This window comes from Microbacterium sp. WCS2018Hpa-23 (genome assembly GCF_031843845.1).
GTDB lineage: Bacteria > Actinomycetota > Actinomycetes > Actinomycetales > Microbacteriaceae > Microbacterium.
In genome coordinates, this window is the sequence record NZ_JAVTIZ010000003.1 from 72,336 (window position 1) to 89,882 (window position 17,547).

The following is a 17,547-nucleotide window of genomic DNA, read 5'->3' on the forward strand; positions in this document are numbered from 1 at the left end:
CGCACACTGCGAGGGAGACGTGCGCATCGAAGGAGTGATCCTCGGATCGACTCCTTCGATGCGCGATATCTCTCTCGGAGCGCGAGCGAGAGCGCGGTCAGCGCGCGTCGGTCGCTGCCTCCGAGCTCGGCATGACCTGCACCGTATCCGTCCGCACACCGGGGTGGTCGCGCTCGAGCGCTGCACCTTCCATGTCGACGTTCGGGAGGATGCGGTCGAGCCACCGCGGCAGCCACCAAGCCGACCGGCCGAGCAGGTGCATGAGTGCCGGCATGAGCAGCATCCGCACGACGAAGGCGTCGAGCAGCACACCGAAGGCCAGGCCGAAGCCGATCGAGCGGATGATGGTCGACTCCGAGAAGATGAACCCGCCGAACACCGAGACCATGATGAGCGCCGCGGCGATGACGACCGATCGCCCTGCCCGGAAGCCCTGGGCGACGGCGTCCCTCGCAGACGCTCCATGCACAAACGCTTCGCGCATCCCCGAGGCGAGGAAGAGCTGGTAGTCCATGGCCAACCCGAACAGGATGCCGACCAGGATCACCGGCAGGAAGCTCAGGATCGGCCCCGGGCTGTCCAACCCGATGAGGTCGGCACCCCAACCCCACTGGAACACGGCGACGATCAGGCCGTAGGTCGCGAACAGCGAGAGCACGAATCCGCCGGTCGCGATGATCGGCACGAGCAGAGAGCGGAACACGACGATCATGATGAGCAGCGAGAGGCCGACCACGACCACGAGGTAGAGGGGCAGGACGCCCGCGAGTGCCTCGGAGATGTCGATGTTGGTCGCAGCCTGTCCGGCGACGCCGAGCGTGATGCCCCCGTCGAGCTGCGGCAGCGCGCGGATGTCCTGCACGAGCTTCTCGGTCGAGGCGCTGTTCGGGCCTTCGGCCGGCAGCACCTGGAAGGCGAGCAGCGTGTTGTCGTCGGACGTCGCGATCGGGGCGACGGCGACGACGTCATCGAGGTCGGAGATCTTCTGGGCGACCTCGACCTGGGTGGCGAGAAGGTCGTCGTCGCTGACCCCGTCGTCGAGAGTGGCAGTGACGAGAAGCGGCCCGTTCGCGCCTTCGCCGAACTGCTCGTCGACGATGTGGAACGCGCGGTAGCTGGTCGAGTCCGAGGGCTCGCTCGCTCCATCGGGCAGGCCGAGGCGCAGCGACATCGAGGGGATCGCGACGATCAGCAGGGCGATCACGCTGACGAGTACTGTGACGATCGCGCGCAGCGTCGACATGCGCTTCACGGGCTTGCCCGCGGCGTGCGGCTGACCGATCGTGGCGCGGGCCTTGCCGCTGAGCAGGCGGGTTCCGACGAGTCCGAGGATCGCAGGAGCGAGCGTGATCGCGACGAGCACGGCGACAGCGACGCAGACCGCACCGACGGTGCCCATGAGGCCGAGGAACGGCACGCCGGTCACATTGAGGGCGAGGAGCGCCACGATGACCGTGGTTCCCGCGAACACGACGGCGGTGCCCGAGGTTCCGGTCGCGAGCCCGATGGATTCGCGAACCGGAACACCGTTGAGCAACTGCTTGCGGTGTCGGTTGACGATGAAGAGCGAGTAGTCGATGCCGACGGCGAGGCCGAGCATGACACCGAGCACCGGGGTGACGGATGCCATGTCGACAACACCAGAGAAGGCGAGGGATGCAGTCACACCGACACCGACGCCGACCACTGCCGTGACGATCGGAAGCGCGGCGCCTATGAGCGACCCGAGCATGACGATCAGGACGATCGCGGCGAATGCGAGGCCGATCGCCTCACCGACACCGAAGATCTCGGGCACGCCCTGCGCGATGTCAGTGCCGAAGTCGACCTCGACGCCATCGATCGGGGCGGACTCGAAGTGCTCGATCGTGCCTTCCTTGACCTCTTCGGAGAGCTCGAGGCGGGGGTCTTCGAACGAGACGTTGACGATCGCTGTCGAGCCGTCGTCGGACACGACACCGATGCCGTTCGTGAGATCGAGGAGCGTGGACCCGAGATCGACCTTCTCGGCGTTGGCGTCGAGCTCGGCGCGCGACTCGTCGATCGTCTTCTGCTGGGCATCGAGCTCGGCGAGCTGTGCGTTGAGCGCGGCGATCTGCGCGTCGAGAGCGGCGAGCTGCGCAGAAGGAGCACCGCCCGCCTCGGCCTGCGACCGAGCGGTGGTGAGCTGTGCGAGACCCGCATCGAGCTGGGTGCGTCCGTCGTCGAGCTGCGTCTGGCCGGCATCCAGCTGGGCGCGGCCGCCTTCGATCTGGTCCTTGCCGTCGGCGAGGTCTTGAGCCTGCGCGGCCTGCTGCTGCTGGGCATCGAACGGGTCGACCACCGACGCGACTCCGTCGAGGTCCTCGGCGCTCTTCGCGAGCGCGGAGATCTCCTGCTTCTGCTGCTCGGTGAAGGCCGAGCCGTCGGTCGTCTGATAGACCACAGTGCCCGTGCCGCCGGCGGTGTCCGGAAGTTTCTCGGCGAGCTGGTCGGTCACGGCACCCGAGGCGGTGCCGGGGATGTCGAAGTTGTTGCTCAGCGTGCCGCCGAGGGTGAGGAACGCGCTTACGCCCAGGGCGAGAATGATGACCCACGAGACGATCACCGTCCACGCCTTGCGCGCAGCGAAAGAACCCAGACGGTAGAGCAGTGATGCCAAAACGATCTCCTTCAGACGGATAGATCATACGGTGCGTATCGTCTAGGGTTCTGTGGTTATCCTGAACGTGTGGTGAACGAGCATCGAAGCGGGCCTGTGCGCAGCACGGCTGCGCGCGAGGCGATCCTCGACGCGACCTCTCGCCTGTTCCACAATCAGGGCTACGACCGTCTCACGATCGAGGGCATCGCGAAAGAGGCCGGTGTCGGCAAGCAGACCATCTACCGGTGGTGGCCGTCTCGGGGAGCGCTCATCGGCGAATGTCTCGCGGAGGGTCGTCTGATTCCCGTCGATTTCGTCGTGCCCGACACCGGCGACCTCGCCGCCGACGTCGAGACCTGGCTGCGCAGCGTGCTCTCGATCCTCGAAGCGCCCGAAGGCGGAGCCCTTCTCCGGTCGCTCGTCGCAGCGGCGACCGAGGATGCCGGCGTCGGCGCTCACCTCGGCGACAGCCTCGGCGTCGAGAAGTACCTCACCGAACGCATCCGCGGTGGCATCCGCGACGGACAGCTCGCCGAAGACGCCCCCGTCGAACAGCTGGGTCGAGCCATCCTCGGCGCGATCATCGTCGAATCCCTCGGGCGAGAGGCCCACGAGCCGGAGTCGATCGTGGGGTTGACGCGCTACCTCTTCCGGCGCTGAAGCCGACCACCGAGGCAACTCCGGCATCACATCGACGGCGACCCCGAGCAGGTGGCGGCCCGACGTCGTTCGGCACACCAGTCCACTGCACCTCGGATGAACATCACCGCAGCGCCGGTGAATGTCACCACGATGGTCAGGATCGACCACCACTCGGGCTGCACGGTCGGCAGCATGAGTATCGACGCCCCGAGGGCCGATGCTCCTCCGAGAAACCAGAATCCGGACTCGTCCGTCTGCGCGGCGTCGCGCTCGCACGACCGCGGGCATTCTTCGAAACCGTCTCGCGGACACGAGGTCATCCTGCTGCCACCGAAGGGCCGCCGGTCTGCGCCTGCCGCCCCGATCGGTGCCCGTACGACCACGAGCCGGCATCCGCTGTGCGTCGACGTCTCGCGTGCGAGGTGTGCATCTCGTCGACCGCTGCATCGACGCGGCTCCGCCGAGAGGCGAGAACGAGCTCCGTGCCCGCGCTGCTCTCTTCGACGGTGACGCGACGGCTCTCCTCGATGCGGCTCATGGCGCCGACGGCGAAGCCGCGGAGGAACCCGCTGCGCGCACGCCGCTTCACCCCCTCGCGCTGCTCGACGTAGAACTGGCGGTGCTCGAGCCACCAGCTGCGCATCGCGACCATCGCCTGCACCTGCAGACTGGCGGTCAGCGTCTGCACCTGAGCGACATCGGACGAGTGGCCCACCAGCAGCAGTCCGGCGATCGGCGGATACTCGGCGAGAAGCGGGCGCACGACCCCGAGCGCTCTGGCCACGCCGATGCCGATCTCGCGGAGATCCTTCGCGTAGACGCCGCGGAACAGCATCCGCTCTGTCACTATCTGCTCGCGAGTCTGCCCCAGTCGGCCTCGTCGCTCATCGATCTGCGCCTGTTCGATGCCGTATTTCACGATCAGGCGCTCGGCGTGCTCGGTCAGAGCCTCGGCCTCTTCGGGCGTCGTGCTCTCGGCCTTCGCCAGCAGCTTGGCGATCAGGTCGAGTTTGGCTTCGGTCATGGCATCCCCCTGGAGTTCGTGATGCCCCGAATGTTCCACGGCAGCACCTACATTCGGACGCCGGATCCCGATGCCTGTGCAGAAGCCCAGATTACGGATGCCGGTGCAGGAGAGGACGCCGGCGCTCGGCCGGGCACAGCTTCGGATCCGGACGCCGACACGCCGTCATGACGCCGGGGCGTCGTCGTCCAGATCCGAACCTGTGCCCGGGAGGGGGTCGTCGACAAGCGGAGGGGGTCGTCGACAGGCTCAAGAGCCCGGGCCGCGGCCCAGAAAGTCGGGAACTCAGCCGAGGATGAGCGTGATGACCGTCGCGCCACCGCCACCGAGGATCAGGGCGATGATCACCGTCCAGGCGACGATGCGGAGGCGACGGCTGCGTTTCTCGCCGAGGTCGCCGTAGTCGTCGTCCGGGCGGCTGAGCTCGTTCATCGTTTCGTCTCGCTTCGCTCGCTCAACGACCGGTCAGCTGACCGGCTCCGAGACCGTCGGGCCGAAGGCTGCGGGCAGGGTGGCCTGCGAGCGCTCGCGGATCTCGGCGATCGGCACGGTGAAGACGTCCTGCACCTCGAGCTTGTCGCCCTCGGAATCGGTCACGCCGATGCGCATCACCGGGTAGTCGCGGCCTTCGCAGAGTCCGCGGAACTTGACGTCGTCTTCCCGCGGAACGGTCACGATGACGCGGCCCGTCGACTCCGAGAAGAGGGCGGATGCCGCATCCACACCGTCGCGCTCGATGATCTCGTTCAGCCAGACGCGTGCGCCGACGCCGAAGCGCGAGACGCCCTCGGCGAGTGCCTGTGCGAGGCCACCCTCCGACAGGTCGTGCGCCGACGAGATCAGCCACTCGTCACGGGCGGCGCCGAGCAGACCCGCGAGGCGCTTCTCGCCCGCGAGATCGACCTTCGGGGGCAGTCCGCCGAGGTGCTGGTGCACGGTCTCGGCCCACGCCGAACCCGAGAGCTCGGTCGAGGTCGTGCCGAGCAGGTAGATGTTCTGACCCTCGTCCTGCCACCCCGAGGGGATGCGGCGCGAGACGTCGTCGATGATGCCGAGCACGCCGACGAGCGGAGTCGGGTGGATCGGCACGTCGCCGGTCTGGTTGTAGAACGAGACGTTGCCGCCGGTGACCGGGGTGCCGAGCTCGTAGCATCCGTCGGCCAGGCCGTCGACGGTCTGCCCGAACTGCCACATGACCTCGGGGTTCTCAGGAGAGCCGAAGTTGAGGCAGTCGGTGATCGCGGTCGGCACGGCGCCGGTGACCGCGACGTTGCGGTACGCCTCGGCGAGGGCCAGCTGCGCGCCCGCGTACGGGTCGAGCTGGCAGTAGCGCCCGTTGGCGTCGGTCGAGATTGCAAAGCCGAGCCCTGATTCCTCGTCGACGCGGATCATGCCGGCGTCGTCGGGGAACGAGAGGGCTGTGTTGCCGAGCACGTAGTAGTCGTACTGGTTGGTGATCCAGCGGGTGTCGGCGAGGTTCGGCGAGGCGACCAGGTCGAGGAACTGCTCGCGCAGCACCTCGGGGTCGTTCGAGCGCGGGAGGTTCTCGGCGGCATCCGCCTGCAGCGCGTCGATCCACGTCGGGTACGCGACCGGGCGGTCGTAGACCGGGCCATCGACCGCGACGGTCGACGGGTCGACGTCGACGATGCGCTCGCCCTGCCAGTCGATGATGAGGCGGCCGTCTCCGGTGACCTCACCGAGCACCGACGTCTCGACGTCCCACTTCTTCACGACCGCGAGGAACGCGTCGAGCTTCTCGGGGGCGACGATCGCCATCATGCGCTCCTGCGACTCCGACATGAGGATCTCCTCAGCCGTGAGCGAGGGGTCGCGCAGCAGGACGTTGTCGAGCGAGACCTTCATGCCGCTGTTGCCGTTGGCCGCGAGCTCGCTGGTCGCGCACGAGATGCCGGCAGCACCGAGGTCTTGGATCGCCTCGACGAGCTCGTCGCGGTACAGCTCGAGGCAGCACTCGATGAGCACCTTCTCGGCGAACGGGTCGCCCACCTGCACCGCGGGGCGCTTGGTCGGGCCTGTGGAATCGAACGAGTCGGATGCCAGGATGCTGGCGCCGCCGATGCCGTCGCCACCCGTGCGGGCGCCGAACAGCACGACCTTGTTGCCGACGCCGGTGGCGTTCGCGAGCTTGAGGTCTTCGTGGCGGAGCACGCCGACCGCGAGCGCGTTGACGAGGGGGTTGGCCTGGTAGACGGAGTCGAAGACCGTCTCGCCGCCGATGTTCGGCAGGCCCAGGCAGTTGCCGTAGAAGCTGATGCCGCTGGTCACGCCGTGCACGACGCGGGCCGTGTCGGGGTGGTCGATCGCGCCGAAGCGCAGGGCATCCATGACCGCGACCGGGCGTGCGCCCATCGAGATGATGTCGCGGACGATGCCGCCGACGCCGGTCGCCGCACCCTGGAAGGGCTCGATGAAGCTCGGGTGGTTGTGACTCTCGGCCTTGAAGGTGACGGCCCAGCCCTCGCCGACGTCGATGACGCCCGCGTTCTGGCCCATGCCCACCATGAGGCGTTCCTTCATCTCGTCGGAGACCTTCTGGCCGAAGCGGCGCAGGTAGTTCTTCGACGATTTGTACGAGCAGTGCTCCGACCACATGACGGAGTACATGGCCAGCTCGCCGGAGGTCGGGCGGCGGCCCAGGATCTCCTTGATGCGGGCGTACTCGTCGTCCTTGAGGCCCAGCGCTGCGTAGGGCTGTTCCTTCTCCGGAGTCGCGGCTGCGTTCTCGACGGAGTCGGGGACGTGCTTGTGGGCAGGTGCAGGGGCGGTGGTCACGCGCACTCCTAGATGAGGGGCCGGCGGGGCATGGCCAGTCTACCGGGGGATGGTGTGGGCGATCACCGGTCGGATGCTGTCCGCAGCCTGGCGGCTGGCGTCGCCGCCGTGCGGGGTCGGAAGTGCATCCGCCGACCGGTGCGGGGTCGAAAAAGCATCCGAATCGGGGTGCGGGGACGCACTGTTGGCCCCGCACGGGATCAGTTCTTGCCGGAGTCGCTGCTCGACTTGTCCGCCTTGTCGGGTTTGTCGCCCTTGCCCGAGTTCCCGGAGTTGCCGGAGTTCCCAGAGTTGCCCGAGTTCCCGCTGTTCCCCGGGGCGTCAGAGTCGGTGACCGCGTCGACGGGTGTGTTCTCCGGCACCGTCTCGGCGGGTGTGGAGGCCGTGCGGACGACGGTGGCTGAGGCCACTCGACCGATGTCGGATGCCGGAGCCGTGAACGCCGCGAGCCCGACGACGACAGCACCGGTCGCCACCAGGCCGGCGGCACCGGCGATCACCTGGTTACGCGTGCGCGTGCGGGTGCGTCCGCGCGGAGACGAATCCGCAACCTCTGTCGTGGGGAACACTGCGGTGGCACCGGTCGGCACCCGGTGCGTGGCATCCAGCGCTCTGGTCGCAGCCGAGGCCTCGACGGGTGCTGCCCCGGCGGCCGCGACGATCGATGCGGCGGCCGCGGCGACGGCGGTCCCGTTCGTGTCGGATGCGTAGTCGCGCAGGAGGCCCCGTGCGGTGCGGGCCACGTCGGCAGCGGTCGGTCGCTCGTCGGGCTCGAGGCGCGTCATCCGGGCGAGCAGGTCACGCCACTCCTCCGGGACGGTCTCGCTGATCGCGGGTGGTTCCGTCAACCGCGCGATCGCCGCTGCGCGGCCGGACACCAGCGAAGGATAACCGGGCTCGCCCGTCAGCGCCTCGAGCACGACGAGGCCGAGAGAGAAGATGTCGACCGGTGTGCCGGGGTCGGCGTCGCGCAGCTGTTCCGGCGCCATATAGGTGAGTGTGCCGAGCACGATGCCCGGGGTCGTGAGCCGGGTGTTCTCGATCGAGCATGCGATGCCGAAGTCGGCGAGCTTCGCGATGACGGCACGCCCCGAGCGGCCGCGCGCGAGCAGGACGTTCGAGGGTTTGACGTCGCGGTGCACGATCCCCGCGGCGTGCACGGCGGCGAGTCCCTCGGCGAGGTCGCGGGTGATTCGGGCGACATCTGCCGGCGGGAGCGGGCCTTCCGCCATCCGTGCGGCGAGGGTCGGACCGTCGACGAACTCCATCACGAGATACTGGGGGCGCTTCGGCTCGAGCTGCGCATCGTGCAGGGTGACGAGCGACGGATGACTCAGCGACGCGAGCAGTGCTTTCTCGGTGTGTGCGCGTTCGATCGACGCGACGGGTCCTTCGCCCTCGTGGATCATCTTGATCGCGACGATCCGACCGAGTCGGGTGTCCTCCGCGCGGTACACGGTGGCCATGCCGCCGCGACCGACGCGTTCGTGCAGCACATATCGTCCATCGAGCAGTGCCGCCGTCGGCGACATCACTTCCAGCGTCATCGGTCGCTCCTCGCACAGGCATTCGGGTCCTGCATCCATCGACCCTACCCACGGTCGAAAGTGCTCGTCATCGGGGTTGACGTCGGCGCGTATCGGTGGATGCGGTCGCCATGGGAGGGCTCGCATCCCATTCCGGTATCCGAGAAGACCGGGCACTGCGGGGGTGGAGACGGCGACCTCACCTGGCTACGCTCCCTATCAATGACCCGAAGAGAAAGGCCTCTCCCGTGCGGATCTCCTCCCCCTCGGCGCAGGCCGGCATCGTGGTCGTCGCGGTCATCCTGATGCCGATGATCGGCGTGGTCCTGGCCGTCGTGACCCCCTGGTGGGGTGCCACCTGGATGCTCGTCGCGACGACGGTTCTCGTGGTCTTCGCGGCGCGGACGTTCCGCGGTGCGGGGGAGACCTCTGCTCCGCGGCCCTGGTGGCAGATGACGGCTGCGCCTCTCGCGAGTGCGCTGCTCTCCGTGGTTTTCCTGGGTCAGGCGGCCTTCTCGCTGTTCAGCGCATGGTCACCGCCGTTGGTGGTGTCGGGCAACCTCGGTGCGGTCATCCTGCTGGCGATCGGTGCCGCGTACGCGAACTCGGCGATCCGGCGCGCACTGGCACTGCGCGCCGCGGGATGCAGCCGGCCACGCCTCGCTGAGGCAACCGAGTGATGACGTCGAGAACTGTCAAGGGCCTCTTCCGGTGTCCGAACCCCCAGGTATGAATGAAGAAGATCGAAAGGATTTCAGGCATGGCCGCAGGTGACATCGAGACGTTCCAACGTGACGGGATCTGGTTCAACCGCATCGAGGGCGAATCTCGCACATTGGGGTCGAGCTTCGAGACCGAAGACGAAGCTGTCCGGGTCGGGCGCGGAGCAGCCGCCGCACGTCAGGTCGAGCATGCTGTGCGCACCGAAGAGGGCCCATCCGACAGGGGCAACCTCTACGACTGGCATCCACGCGATCTCATGAACTGATGGGCGCGGTGCCCGCAGAGCCAGAACGACGGATGCTGGTGCAGGCGTGCCTCAACGGAGCGCGCGATGTGACCGAGCATCCCGGGTTGAGCGCAGACGCGACACTCGCTGCCGCCGATGCGGCGAGAGCGGTGGCAGCCGGAGCGCAGGAGATCCACGTGCACCCGAAGGATGCCGAGGGCCGAGACACCCTGGATGCCGATGACGTCGCGACCTGGCTTCGGGCGTTGCGATCGGCCTGCCCCGGTGTGCCGATCGGGGTCACCACCGGAGCGTGGATCGAGCCTGACGTCGAGAGGCGCCTGGCATCCATGGCCGAATGGACCGAGCTCCCCGACTACGCATCGGTGAACTGGCACGAAACCGGCGCCGATCGTGTGGCCGCGTTGCTGCTGAGCCGAGGCGTCGGGGTCGAGGCCGGCATCTGGGACTCGACAGGTCTCGAGGCGTGGAGCAGCTCGCCGTCACGCGCCGAGTGCACGCGGGTGTTGATCGAGCTGCCCGATGAGGCCGCCGAGGTGGTGAGGCGTCACGCCGAGGGATTGATCGCGCACGTCAGGCTCGATGAGCCGAGCATGCCGATCCTGCTTCATGGCGAAGAGCGATCGGCCTGGCCGGCTCTCACTCTGGCAGCCGAGCTGCGGCTCGACACTCGCATCGGGCTCGAAGACACGCTCACGCTGCCCGACGGGCGAAGCGCGCCTGACAACGCGGCGCTGGTGCGCGCAGCATCCGGGTTCACGACCGTCTATTGAGGGGCGTCGGGTGCGGGCGGAGACCGCGTGCCGCCCCCCATCCGCGCTCGGGTTTCGCTCGGTTCACGCTCGGTTCGCGCTCGGTTCGCGCTCGGCTCACGCTCGGCTTACGCTCGACTTCGCTCGACAGAGCGGGCAGCGCGACGACGATCGACAGAGCGGGAGGCGCGACCACGCCTCGCCCGTCACCCACCGACACGAGAGTCGTGGGACCACGGCAGGCATCTTTAGGCTGGAGGCGTCCGCAATGAAGGCCGCCGTGGTCGCTGCAGTGAAAGTTGCAGTGAAAGCCGCGGTGAAAGCCGCGGTGAAAGATGTCGTGAAGGAGCAGCCGTGTCCGAAACCCAGACCACCACCTCGTGGGCGACACTCGCGTCACTGCGCGCGGGCGCTCGCCACGGGGCGACCGTCGGAGCAGCCGTTCGATGTCGGATCGCCGGCTGAGGGTCCACGCCATGACCGACGACCGCGCGCGCACCGACCCGCATCCGTTCGACTCCCGCACGAGGTTCGACCTCGATCGGCCGGAGAGTCGCAAGTGGAGCCTGTACCCCGGGCGCATCGGTGCCTGGGTCGCGGAGATGGACTTCGGCGTGGCGCCGGTGATCGCCGAGGCCATGCACCGCGCGATCGACGAGGAGAACCTCGGGTACCTGTCGCCGCCGCTCGCTGCCCAGTTGGGTGAGGCGACGGCGGACTGGATGCGCGGCGAGTACGGCTGGGACGTCGACCCGGAGCGCGTGCACCCCGTGTCGGATGTCATGGCCGCTCTGCGCGTCGCTGTCGAGGAGTATGCGCCCGCCGGTTCGCCCGTCATCGTGCCGACTCCCGCGTATATGTCGTTCCTGACATATCTGCCCGCGATCGGGCATCCAGTGATCGAGGTTCCCGGAGTCGAGGTCGATGGCCGGTGGCACCACGACCTGCAGCGCATCGACGAGGCGTTCGCCGCGGGTGCCCGCACCCTCGTGCTCTGCAACCCGCACAACCCGACCGGAACCGTCGTCGAGCGGTCGGAACTCGAAGCGCTCTCCGAGATCGTCGAACGGCACGGCGGTCGGGTGTTCGCAGACGAGATCCACGCGCCGCTGCGTTTCGACGGCCGCCCTTTCATCCCCTATGCATCGCTGTCGGAGGCGACCGCCGCGCACACCGTCACAGGCACGAGTGCGTCGAAGGCCTGGAACATCCCCGGGCTCAAGACCGCACAGCTGATCACCTCGAACGACGCCGACCAAGAGCTCTATCGCCGCTTCGGATTCTCGGTGCAGCACGGCGCCGCAACCCTCGGCGTGGTGGCCTCGACGGCCGCCTATCGCGAGGGCAAGCCGTGGCTCGACGGGGTGCTCGACTACCTCGACGATTCGCGTGAGCTCATCGGCTCTCTGGTCGCCGAACATCTGCCCGGTGCGGTGTATCGCGCGCCGGAGGCGACCTACATCGGCTGGATCGACACTCGCGGCCTCGCGATCGACGGCCCGCCCGCCGCGTTCTTCCGCGAGCACGCGGGCGTCGTCCTGACCGAAGGCGCGCTGCTCGGACACGGGTACGAGAACTTCGTCCGAGTCGTGTTCGCGACTCCGCGGCCGATCCTGCGCGAGGCGTTCGCCGCGATGGGGGATGCGGTTCGCGACCGCTGATCTGCATCCGGCTCGCCGAGAGACGCGGTGTCGCTCGAGCTCAGATCCGGGAAGATGCCGGGATGCCGAGTCGAGTCGCCGCCGCGGCGAACTCGACATCGAAAGTGAGGATGCTGGTGAGCGCGTCCCCGATCTCGACCGCCGTCGCGAGGTGCAGCGCATCGAGTGTGCGCAGCCCGCTGTGCAGGTCGACGGCTCGCGTGAGGGTGTCGTCGGCGAGCGACACCAGTGCGACGCGGTCGAGGAGTTCCTGCGCGGCTTCGGAACTGACCGAGCGGCGGTCGGCCACGGCGTGCAGTTCCACCGCCAGCAGGCGCGATGAGACGAACGGCACTCCGTCGGCGAAAGCCTGACGCACCGCAGTGCTCCCGTCCTCCTCGATGAGTGCTTTGGCTGCTGCCGAGGTGTCGAGGTAGATCACAGGCGATCGCTCCGGAGATCGTCGAGGATCTCGCGGGTCGTGCGGTCGCTGGTCGTCAGGGGCATTTCGAGTGCGCCGGTCTTGGTCGGCAGAGAGACGCGACCTGACGACACCAGCCGCTCCCAGGGGTTCTGCGTCGGGGGTGTCAGCTCGGCGATCGGGCGGCCTCGATCAGTGATGGTGAGGCGCTCACCCGCGGCGACACGAGCCAGGACCTTCGCGGTCTGCTGGTTCAGTTCGGTCTTCGTCACCGTGGCCATTCTCCGATTCTACGCTCGAACTAGTAGAAGTAGTAGATGATGAGGTCGTCGAGCGTGCTGCCATCATGCGCGCGGCCTCCGACATCGCGACGTACGCGGTTGCCACCTTTGGATGCGGGGTCGATTTCGCATCCGGGGAGGCCGATTGAGGTGCGAAACTGACCCCGCAGGAAGCGGAGCGCGAGAACCGGCGCTCCGGCGCGGAGCGAGGTTACGCGGAGACGCCGGGCTCACCCGCGAGACTCAGGCGGAGACCGAAGCCCGCGCGGCGAGCGCAGCGGCGATCCGCTCGACGGCCTCGACCATCACCGGACGCGGCAGCGCGAATACGAACCGCGTGTACCCGATGGCGGCCTCACCACACGCGGCGCCATCCGTCATCGCGACGCCCGCGTTCTCGCGGAACCATTCGCCGAGGTCCCCCGTCAGCCCGGTCTCGCGGAAGTCGAGCAGAGCGATGTAGCTGCCCTCGGGCACGATCATCCGCACACCGGGGAGCTTCTCGTCGACGAGCTGCGCAAGCATCCGCCGGTTGCCGTCGAGATAGTCGACGACCTCGCTCAGCCACTCTCCGCCTGACGTGTAGGCCGCGGTGTTCGCGATGACTCCGAGCGTGGAGGTGCCGTGTCCGGGCCAGAATCCGAGGCGCTCCCAGAGCTCGGCATCCGCGTCGTTCGAGAGGATCACCTGCGCGCACTTGAGGCCCGCGAGGTTCCACGCCTTCGAGGCGGAGGTCGCGGTGAACGTGTGGGCGGCGGCGGCATCCGACACCGAGGCGTAGGGGATGTGCCGGGCAGGGGCGTAGATGATCGGCGCGTGGATCTCGTCGGCGAACACGCGCCCGCCCGCGGCCGTCACGACCGACTCGATGGCGAGCAGCTCATCCCGGGTCGCGACCGTGCCGAGGGGGTTGTGCGGGTTGCAGAGCACCAGCATCTCGCCGCCGTCGCGGAACGCCTGCGCGACGGCATCCAGGTCCATGACCCAGCGTCCGTCGCCCTCGATGCTCGGCACCTCGATGACCCGGCGGCCACGCATCGGCGGCACCAGCAGGAATGGCATGTACGCGGGAGTCGGCACGATGATGGCCGAGCCCGGAGTGGTGAAGTTGTCGATCGCCAGCTCGAACGCGGCGATCACATCGGGCACGTGGTGCACCCGGTCGGCGGAGATCTCCCATCCGTACGAATCGGAGTACCAGCGCGCCGTCGCTTCGGAGAGATCCTTCGCGAGCTTCGCGGGCAGGTAACCGGTGACGCCCAGGTCGAGGGCATCCTTCACCGCGGCGTTGACGGCGGGGGAGAGTCCGAAGTCCATCTCGGCGACGAAAGCGCCGATCATGTCGGGGAACGTCGTCCATTTCATGCTGCCCGCGTGGCGCAGGTCGTCTTGCGTGATCTGGTCGAACGTGCCGGAAGTCATTCTTCAATCCTTCCACCGGTGAGATGCCCTTGGCCCGTGCACAGCTTCGGATGTCGGGCGAGACGCGCCGCGAGTGCGATGGCGTCCACCGGCGTGTCGGGCGTCGGCTCCGAAGTCGTGCCCGCTTGCCCCACGCGTGCGGGGCCACTTCCGCATCGGAAACCGACGTCGCGGGTGCACAACTGACCCCGCACGAGAGCACAAGCCCCGCCACACCATTGAGCGCCCTCCCCGACCGTGCCAGGATTGCCCCGACTCGGCTCACCGGGGGCGGGGACGAAGGGGATTCTCATGCAGCTGGCGATGATCGGACTCGGCCGAATGGGCGCAAACATCGTGCGCCGCCTCATGCGGGCGGGGCACGAGTGCGTGGTCTACGACGTGAACGCGGATGCCGTGCAGGCGCTGGTCGCCGAGGGAGCCACAGGTGCCGACAGCATGGTCGACCTGGCGTCGAAGCTCGAGGCGCCCCGGGCCGTGTGGATGATGGTGCCGGCCTCGCTCACGGGCGCTGTGGCCGATCAGGTCGCGGAGGTGCTCGACGAGGGCGACATCCTGATCGACGGCGGCAACTCGAACTATCGCGACGACGTCAGGCGTGCGAAGGCGTTCCGCGAGCGCGGCATCCACTACGTCGACGTCGGCACGAGTGGTGGCGTTTTCGGGCTCGACCGCGGATACTGCCTCATGGTCGGCGGACCGGATGAGGCCGTGGAGCGCATCGAGCCGGTGCTGAAGACGATCGCTCCGGGTGTCGGCGAGATCGAGCGCACGCCCGGCCGTACCGGAGACCTAACTGCCGAAGAGCAGGGGTATCTGCACTGCGGTCCGACGGGTGCGGGGCACTTCGTGAAGATGGTGCACAACGGCATCGAGTACGGCATCATGGCGTCGATCGCCGAGGGGCTCAACCTGCTGCACAACGCGGATGCCGGGGTGCGCGAGGCCGAGCACTCTGCCGAGATCGCCCCGCTGGAGGAGCCGGAGTTCTACCAGTTCCCCATCGACACCTCGAAGGTCGCTGAGCTGTGGCGCCGCGGATCGGTCATCTCATCGTGGCTGCTCGACCTGACCGCCGCCGCGCTCGCTGAGAACCCCAAGCTCGACGGTCTCGCCGGCCGCGTGTCCGACTCGGGTGAGGGACGCTGGACGGTCAAGGCCGCCGTCGACGTGGGAGTGCCCGTGCCGGTGCTCGCCGCATCGCTGTTCGAGCGCTTCGCCTCGCGCGATGAAGACCACTTCGCTAACCAGGTGCTGTCGGCGATGCGCCTGCAGTTCGGCGGGCATCAGGAGCTGCCTGCCGGAGACGTGTTGGAAGCGGGCTCGCGGAAGGCGGATTCCGACAGTGCCTGACCCCAGTCCGTTCGTTGAGCGAGCGGAGCGAGACGAAACGCCCGTCCGCCGGGCGGAGGTATCGGATGCCGCCACCATCGCCGAGCTGCTCCACGCTTTCAACACCGAGTTCGACACCGAGACACCCGGTGTCGAAGTGCTCGCGAAACGTCTGCGCACACTGCTCGCAGAACCCTCGACGTTCGCCGTTCTCGGCGGAGACCCGGCGGGCGGTCTCGCGCTGGTGACGCTCCGCCCGAACGTGTGGTCAGACGGTCCGGTTGCGCTGCTCGACGAGATGTACGTCGCGCCCGAGCAGCGGGGCAGCGGCATCGGCAGTGCGATCCTTCTGCAGATGGTCGAAATCTGCCGCGACCTCGGAGCCGCAGCGATTGAGATCAACGTCGACGAGTCGGATGCCGAGGCGATGCGCTTCTACGAGCGGCACGGTTTCAGCGGCACCGACCCGGACTCGGGCGAGCGAGCGTTCTACTTCTACCGGGCGTTGGAAGCGGACTAGCAGTGCCCGCATCCGCTCACTTGTCGCAGGCGATCCCGTCTCCGTCGTTGTCGAGGTCGTAGATGTCGCTGCCGACGATCGTGACCGGGCCCTGTGTGTACGAAGGTCCGTTCCCGCTGCCGCCTGCACAGTCCACGTCGCTCGAGATCGGAACGCATGCGCCGGTGTAGTTCGGGTCGCATCCACCGCCACCCTGCTGCACGAGCGGAACCGGCGCTGCCACGGGAGCGGGAACCTTGCTGCCGATCGAGGTCACCTCGTTCACCGGGGCGGTTTTGACGACCTCGCTGACGACCTCACGAGAGACCTCGATGCCGTCGATGAGTGTCACGCGGTAGGTGATCACCGTGACGCCGTTCACCCCTATTGTGGTCACTGCGCTCGAGCCCTGCATGCTCAGCGGGTCGTCCGCCGTCGTCTGCACGAATGGGACGACGACCTCTTCCGACACGGTGTCGAAGGTCGTCGGGGTCGGCGTGGGAGTCGGGCTCGGCTTCGGAGTCGCGGTCGGCACGCTCGCGAACGGCTGTGGGTTGGAGGCGGTCGGGGCCTCGACGCCACCCGTGCTCGCGCTCGCGATGCCGCCGCCTGTGACGAGCAGCGCGGCCAGGCCGAGGGCCACTAGGCCGGACGGCCGCGATCGGAGTCCGAGCGCCGGCAGCGGGCGTGCGAGCAGGACGATCAGTCCCACTGCGACCACGGCGGTCGCGACGAGGACGATCGCGATCGGCGACAGCCGCGCGAGCAGCCCGCCGACGACGAGCGCGCCGACGATGATTCCGGCCGTGCGCCATCCGGTGCGACGCTTCGCCGGTGCGGATGCTTGGGGCGCTGCGGGCTGTGCGAACTGCGTCGTCACGGCCGCGGCCGGTGACGGAGCTGTCGCGCCGGTCCACCGCACGCCATCCCACCAGCGCAGCTGATTCGGATTCTCAGGATCGGGATGCCAGGCGGCAGGCGGCTGAGACATGAAGAGTTCCCCTCGACTGTGAGGCGACGAATCGCCGGCGCCCCCAGAGCGCCACTGCCTGTATATCGGTACGGCGGCGCGCCCGACAACCGTCGAATCTGAAACGTGATGATGCCGTGCTCGACGCCATCACGCGGCGGGATACTTCACGCGCCCCGAGGCCCTTCCCACCCCACCCAATCCGGACGATCCACAACGCAGAAGCGATTGCCCTCGGGGTCTTCCATGATCACGTAGTCCGCGTCGTCCGGCAGGTTGTCCCAGTGCACCTCGCGCGCACCGAGCTCGGCAAGGCGGCGGACTTCGGCTGCCTGATCCTCGGCATAGATGTCGAGGTGGATGCGTGGAGGCAGCACCCGATCGGAGTGATGCGCGTCGAGGGCGATGCAGGGAGCATCCGCGTCGCGCGGTTTCAGCACGACCCAGTCGTCGTCCGCCGGGTCCCGCTCGACGTAGTCGAGGGCCGCCTGCCAGAACCGGGACTGCGCCGGCAGGTCGTTCACGCGGATCACGATCGACACGATCTTCAACATGCCGGTCAGCCTAGGTCTGTGCGCGGCACCCGGCCAGGGGCTGGTCGGACCCCGGATGCTCGATCCAACCGAAGTCGCTCCACAGCCACTCCTCG

Annotated in this window: 18 protein-coding genes; 7 read left to right on the forward strand and 11 right to left on the reverse strand. The window is 68.1% G+C overall.

Going from position 1 to position 17,547, the window contains the following annotated elements; genetic code table 11:
• Positions 1-97: 97 nt before the first annotated feature.
• Positions 98-2,641 carry an MMPL family transporter gene (locus RQG77_RS05840; RefSeq protein ID WP_311243888.1) on the reverse strand — a complete coding sequence of 848 codons (2,544 nt, stop codon included), beginning with the start codon at positions 2,639-2,641 and terminating at the stop codon, positions 98-100.
• A gap of 72 nt (positions 2,642-2,713) precedes the next feature.
• On the opposite strand from RQG77_RS05840, the gene RQG77_RS05845 reads away from it, so the two are divergent.
• Positions 2,714-3,283 (forward strand): TetR/AcrR family transcriptional regulator, encoded by a 570-nt coding sequence (locus RQG77_RS05845; RefSeq protein WP_311243889.1) that lies wholly within the window; start codon positions 2,714-2,716, stop codon positions 3,281-3,283.
• A gap of 26 nt (positions 3,284-3,309) precedes the next feature.
• On the opposite strand, the gene RQG77_RS05850 is transcribed toward RQG77_RS05845, so the two are convergent.
• The 5 genes from RQG77_RS05850 to RQG77_RS05870 all read right to left on the reverse strand — a co-directional run bounded on the left by RQG77_RS05850 (position 3,310) and on the right by RQG77_RS05870 (position 8,632).
• Positions 3,310-3,585, reverse strand: a complete 276-nt coding sequence (locus RQG77_RS05850; protein ID WP_311243890.1) for a hypothetical protein — start codon at positions 3,583-3,585, stop codon at positions 3,310-3,312.
• Positions 3,582-4,289: a DUF2786 domain-containing protein gene (locus RQG77_RS05855; protein ID WP_311243891.1), complete on the reverse strand. Its 708-nt coding sequence runs from the start codon at positions 4,287-4,289 to the stop codon at positions 3,582-3,584. Before RQG77_RS05855 ends, RQG77_RS05850 begins: the two co-directional genes overlap by 4 nt.
• Before the next feature lie 285 nt (positions 4,290-4,574).
• Positions 4,575-4,721: a hypothetical protein gene (locus RQG77_RS05860; protein WP_311243892.1), complete on the reverse strand. Its 147-nt coding sequence runs from the start codon at positions 4,719-4,721 to the stop codon at positions 4,575-4,577.
• A 33-nt stretch (positions 4,722-4,754) separates the two neighbouring features.
• The gene (gene purL, locus RQG77_RS05865; protein ID WP_311243893.1) at positions 4,755-7,085 is read right to left on the reverse strand and encodes a phosphoribosylformylglycinamidine synthase subunit PurL; all 2,331 of its coding nucleotides are present in this window, start codon (positions 7,083-7,085) and stop codon (positions 4,755-4,757) included.
• Between the two features lie 200 nt (positions 7,086-7,285).
• Entirely contained in the window at positions 7,286-8,632 is a 1,347-nt protein-coding gene (locus RQG77_RS05870; RefSeq protein WP_311243894.1) for a serine/threonine-protein kinase, read from the reverse strand.
• A gap of 227 nt (positions 8,633-8,859) precedes the next feature.
• Between RQG77_RS05870 and RQG77_RS05875 the strand changes: the two genes are divergently transcribed.
• The 4 genes from RQG77_RS05875 to RQG77_RS05890 all read left to right on the forward strand — a co-directional run bounded on the left by RQG77_RS05875 (position 8,860) and on the right by RQG77_RS05890 (position 11,994).
• On the forward strand, positions 8,860-9,291 hold the full coding sequence (locus RQG77_RS05875; protein WP_311243895.1) for a hypothetical protein: 432 nt from the start codon (positions 8,860-8,862) through the stop codon (positions 9,289-9,291).
• An 80-nt stretch (positions 9,292-9,371) separates the two neighbouring features.
• The gene (locus tag RQG77_RS05880; RefSeq protein ID WP_056310565.1) at positions 9,372-9,599 is read left to right on the forward strand and encodes a DUF2188 domain-containing protein; all 228 of its coding nucleotides are present in this window, start codon (positions 9,372-9,374) and stop codon (positions 9,597-9,599) included.
• Positions 9,599-10,354 carry a 3-keto-5-aminohexanoate cleavage protein gene (locus RQG77_RS05885; RefSeq protein ID WP_311243896.1) on the forward strand — a complete coding sequence of 252 codons (756 nt, stop codon included), beginning with the start codon at positions 9,599-9,601 and terminating at the stop codon, positions 10,352-10,354. The genes RQG77_RS05880 and RQG77_RS05885 overlap by 1 nt, the downstream gene beginning before the upstream one ends.
• Positions 10,355-10,809: 455 nt before the next feature.
• Positions 10,810-11,994, forward strand: a complete 1,185-nt coding sequence (locus RQG77_RS05890) for an aminotransferase class I/II-fold pyridoxal phosphate-dependent enzyme (RefSeq protein WP_311243897.1) — start codon at positions 10,810-10,812, stop codon at positions 11,992-11,994.
• A 40-nt stretch (positions 11,995-12,034) separates the two neighbouring features.
• Here the strand turns inward: RQG77_RS05890 and RQG77_RS05895 are convergent, their stop codons facing one another.
• The 3 genes from RQG77_RS05895 to RQG77_RS05905 all read right to left on the reverse strand — a co-directional run bounded on the left by RQG77_RS05895 (position 12,035) and on the right by RQG77_RS05905 (position 14,097).
• Positions 12,035-12,415, reverse strand: coding sequence for a type II toxin-antitoxin system VapC family toxin (locus tag RQG77_RS05895; RefSeq protein ID WP_311243898.1), 381 nt, complete (start codon positions 12,413-12,415; stop codon positions 12,035-12,037).
• Entirely contained in the window at positions 12,412-12,675 is a 264-nt protein-coding gene (locus tag RQG77_RS05900) for a type II toxin-antitoxin system Phd/YefM family antitoxin (protein ID WP_056310560.1), read from the reverse strand. Before RQG77_RS05900 ends, RQG77_RS05895 begins: the two co-directional genes overlap by 4 nt.
• A 243-nt stretch (positions 12,676-12,918) precedes the next feature.
• Positions 12,919-14,097: an aminotransferase class I/II-fold pyridoxal phosphate-dependent enzyme gene (locus RQG77_RS05905; RefSeq protein WP_311243899.1), complete on the reverse strand. Its 1,179-nt coding sequence runs from the start codon at positions 14,095-14,097 to the stop codon at positions 12,919-12,921.
• Between the two features lie 291 nt (positions 14,098-14,388).
• Between RQG77_RS05905 and gnd the strand changes: the two genes are divergently transcribed.
• Both gnd and RQG77_RS05915 read left to right on the forward strand, forming a co-directional pair.
• Positions 14,389-15,450 (forward strand): phosphogluconate dehydrogenase (NAD(+)-dependent, decarboxylating), encoded by a 1,062-nt coding sequence (gnd, locus tag RQG77_RS05910; RefSeq protein ID WP_311243900.1) that lies wholly within the window; start codon positions 14,389-14,391, stop codon positions 15,448-15,450.
• Complete coding sequence (locus tag RQG77_RS05915) at positions 15,443-15,949, forward strand: GNAT family N-acetyltransferase (RefSeq protein ID WP_311243901.1); 507 nt, start codon at positions 15,443-15,445, stop codon at positions 15,947-15,949. The genes gnd and RQG77_RS05915 overlap by 8 nt, the downstream gene beginning before the upstream one ends.
• Positions 15,950-15,965: 16 nt before the next feature.
• Here the strand turns inward: RQG77_RS05915 and RQG77_RS05920 are convergent, their stop codons facing one another.
• Both RQG77_RS05920 and RQG77_RS05925 read right to left on the reverse strand, forming a co-directional pair.
• On the reverse strand, positions 15,966-16,919 hold the full coding sequence (locus tag RQG77_RS05920; protein WP_311243902.1) for a G5 domain-containing protein: 954 nt from the start codon (positions 16,917-16,919) through the stop codon (positions 15,966-15,968).
• Between the two features lie 146 nt (positions 16,920-17,065).
• Complete coding sequence (locus tag RQG77_RS05925) at positions 17,066-17,452, reverse strand: VOC family protein (RefSeq protein WP_311243903.1); 387 nt, start codon at positions 17,450-17,452, stop codon at positions 17,066-17,068.
• Between the last annotated feature and the right edge of the window lie 95 nt (positions 17,453-17,547).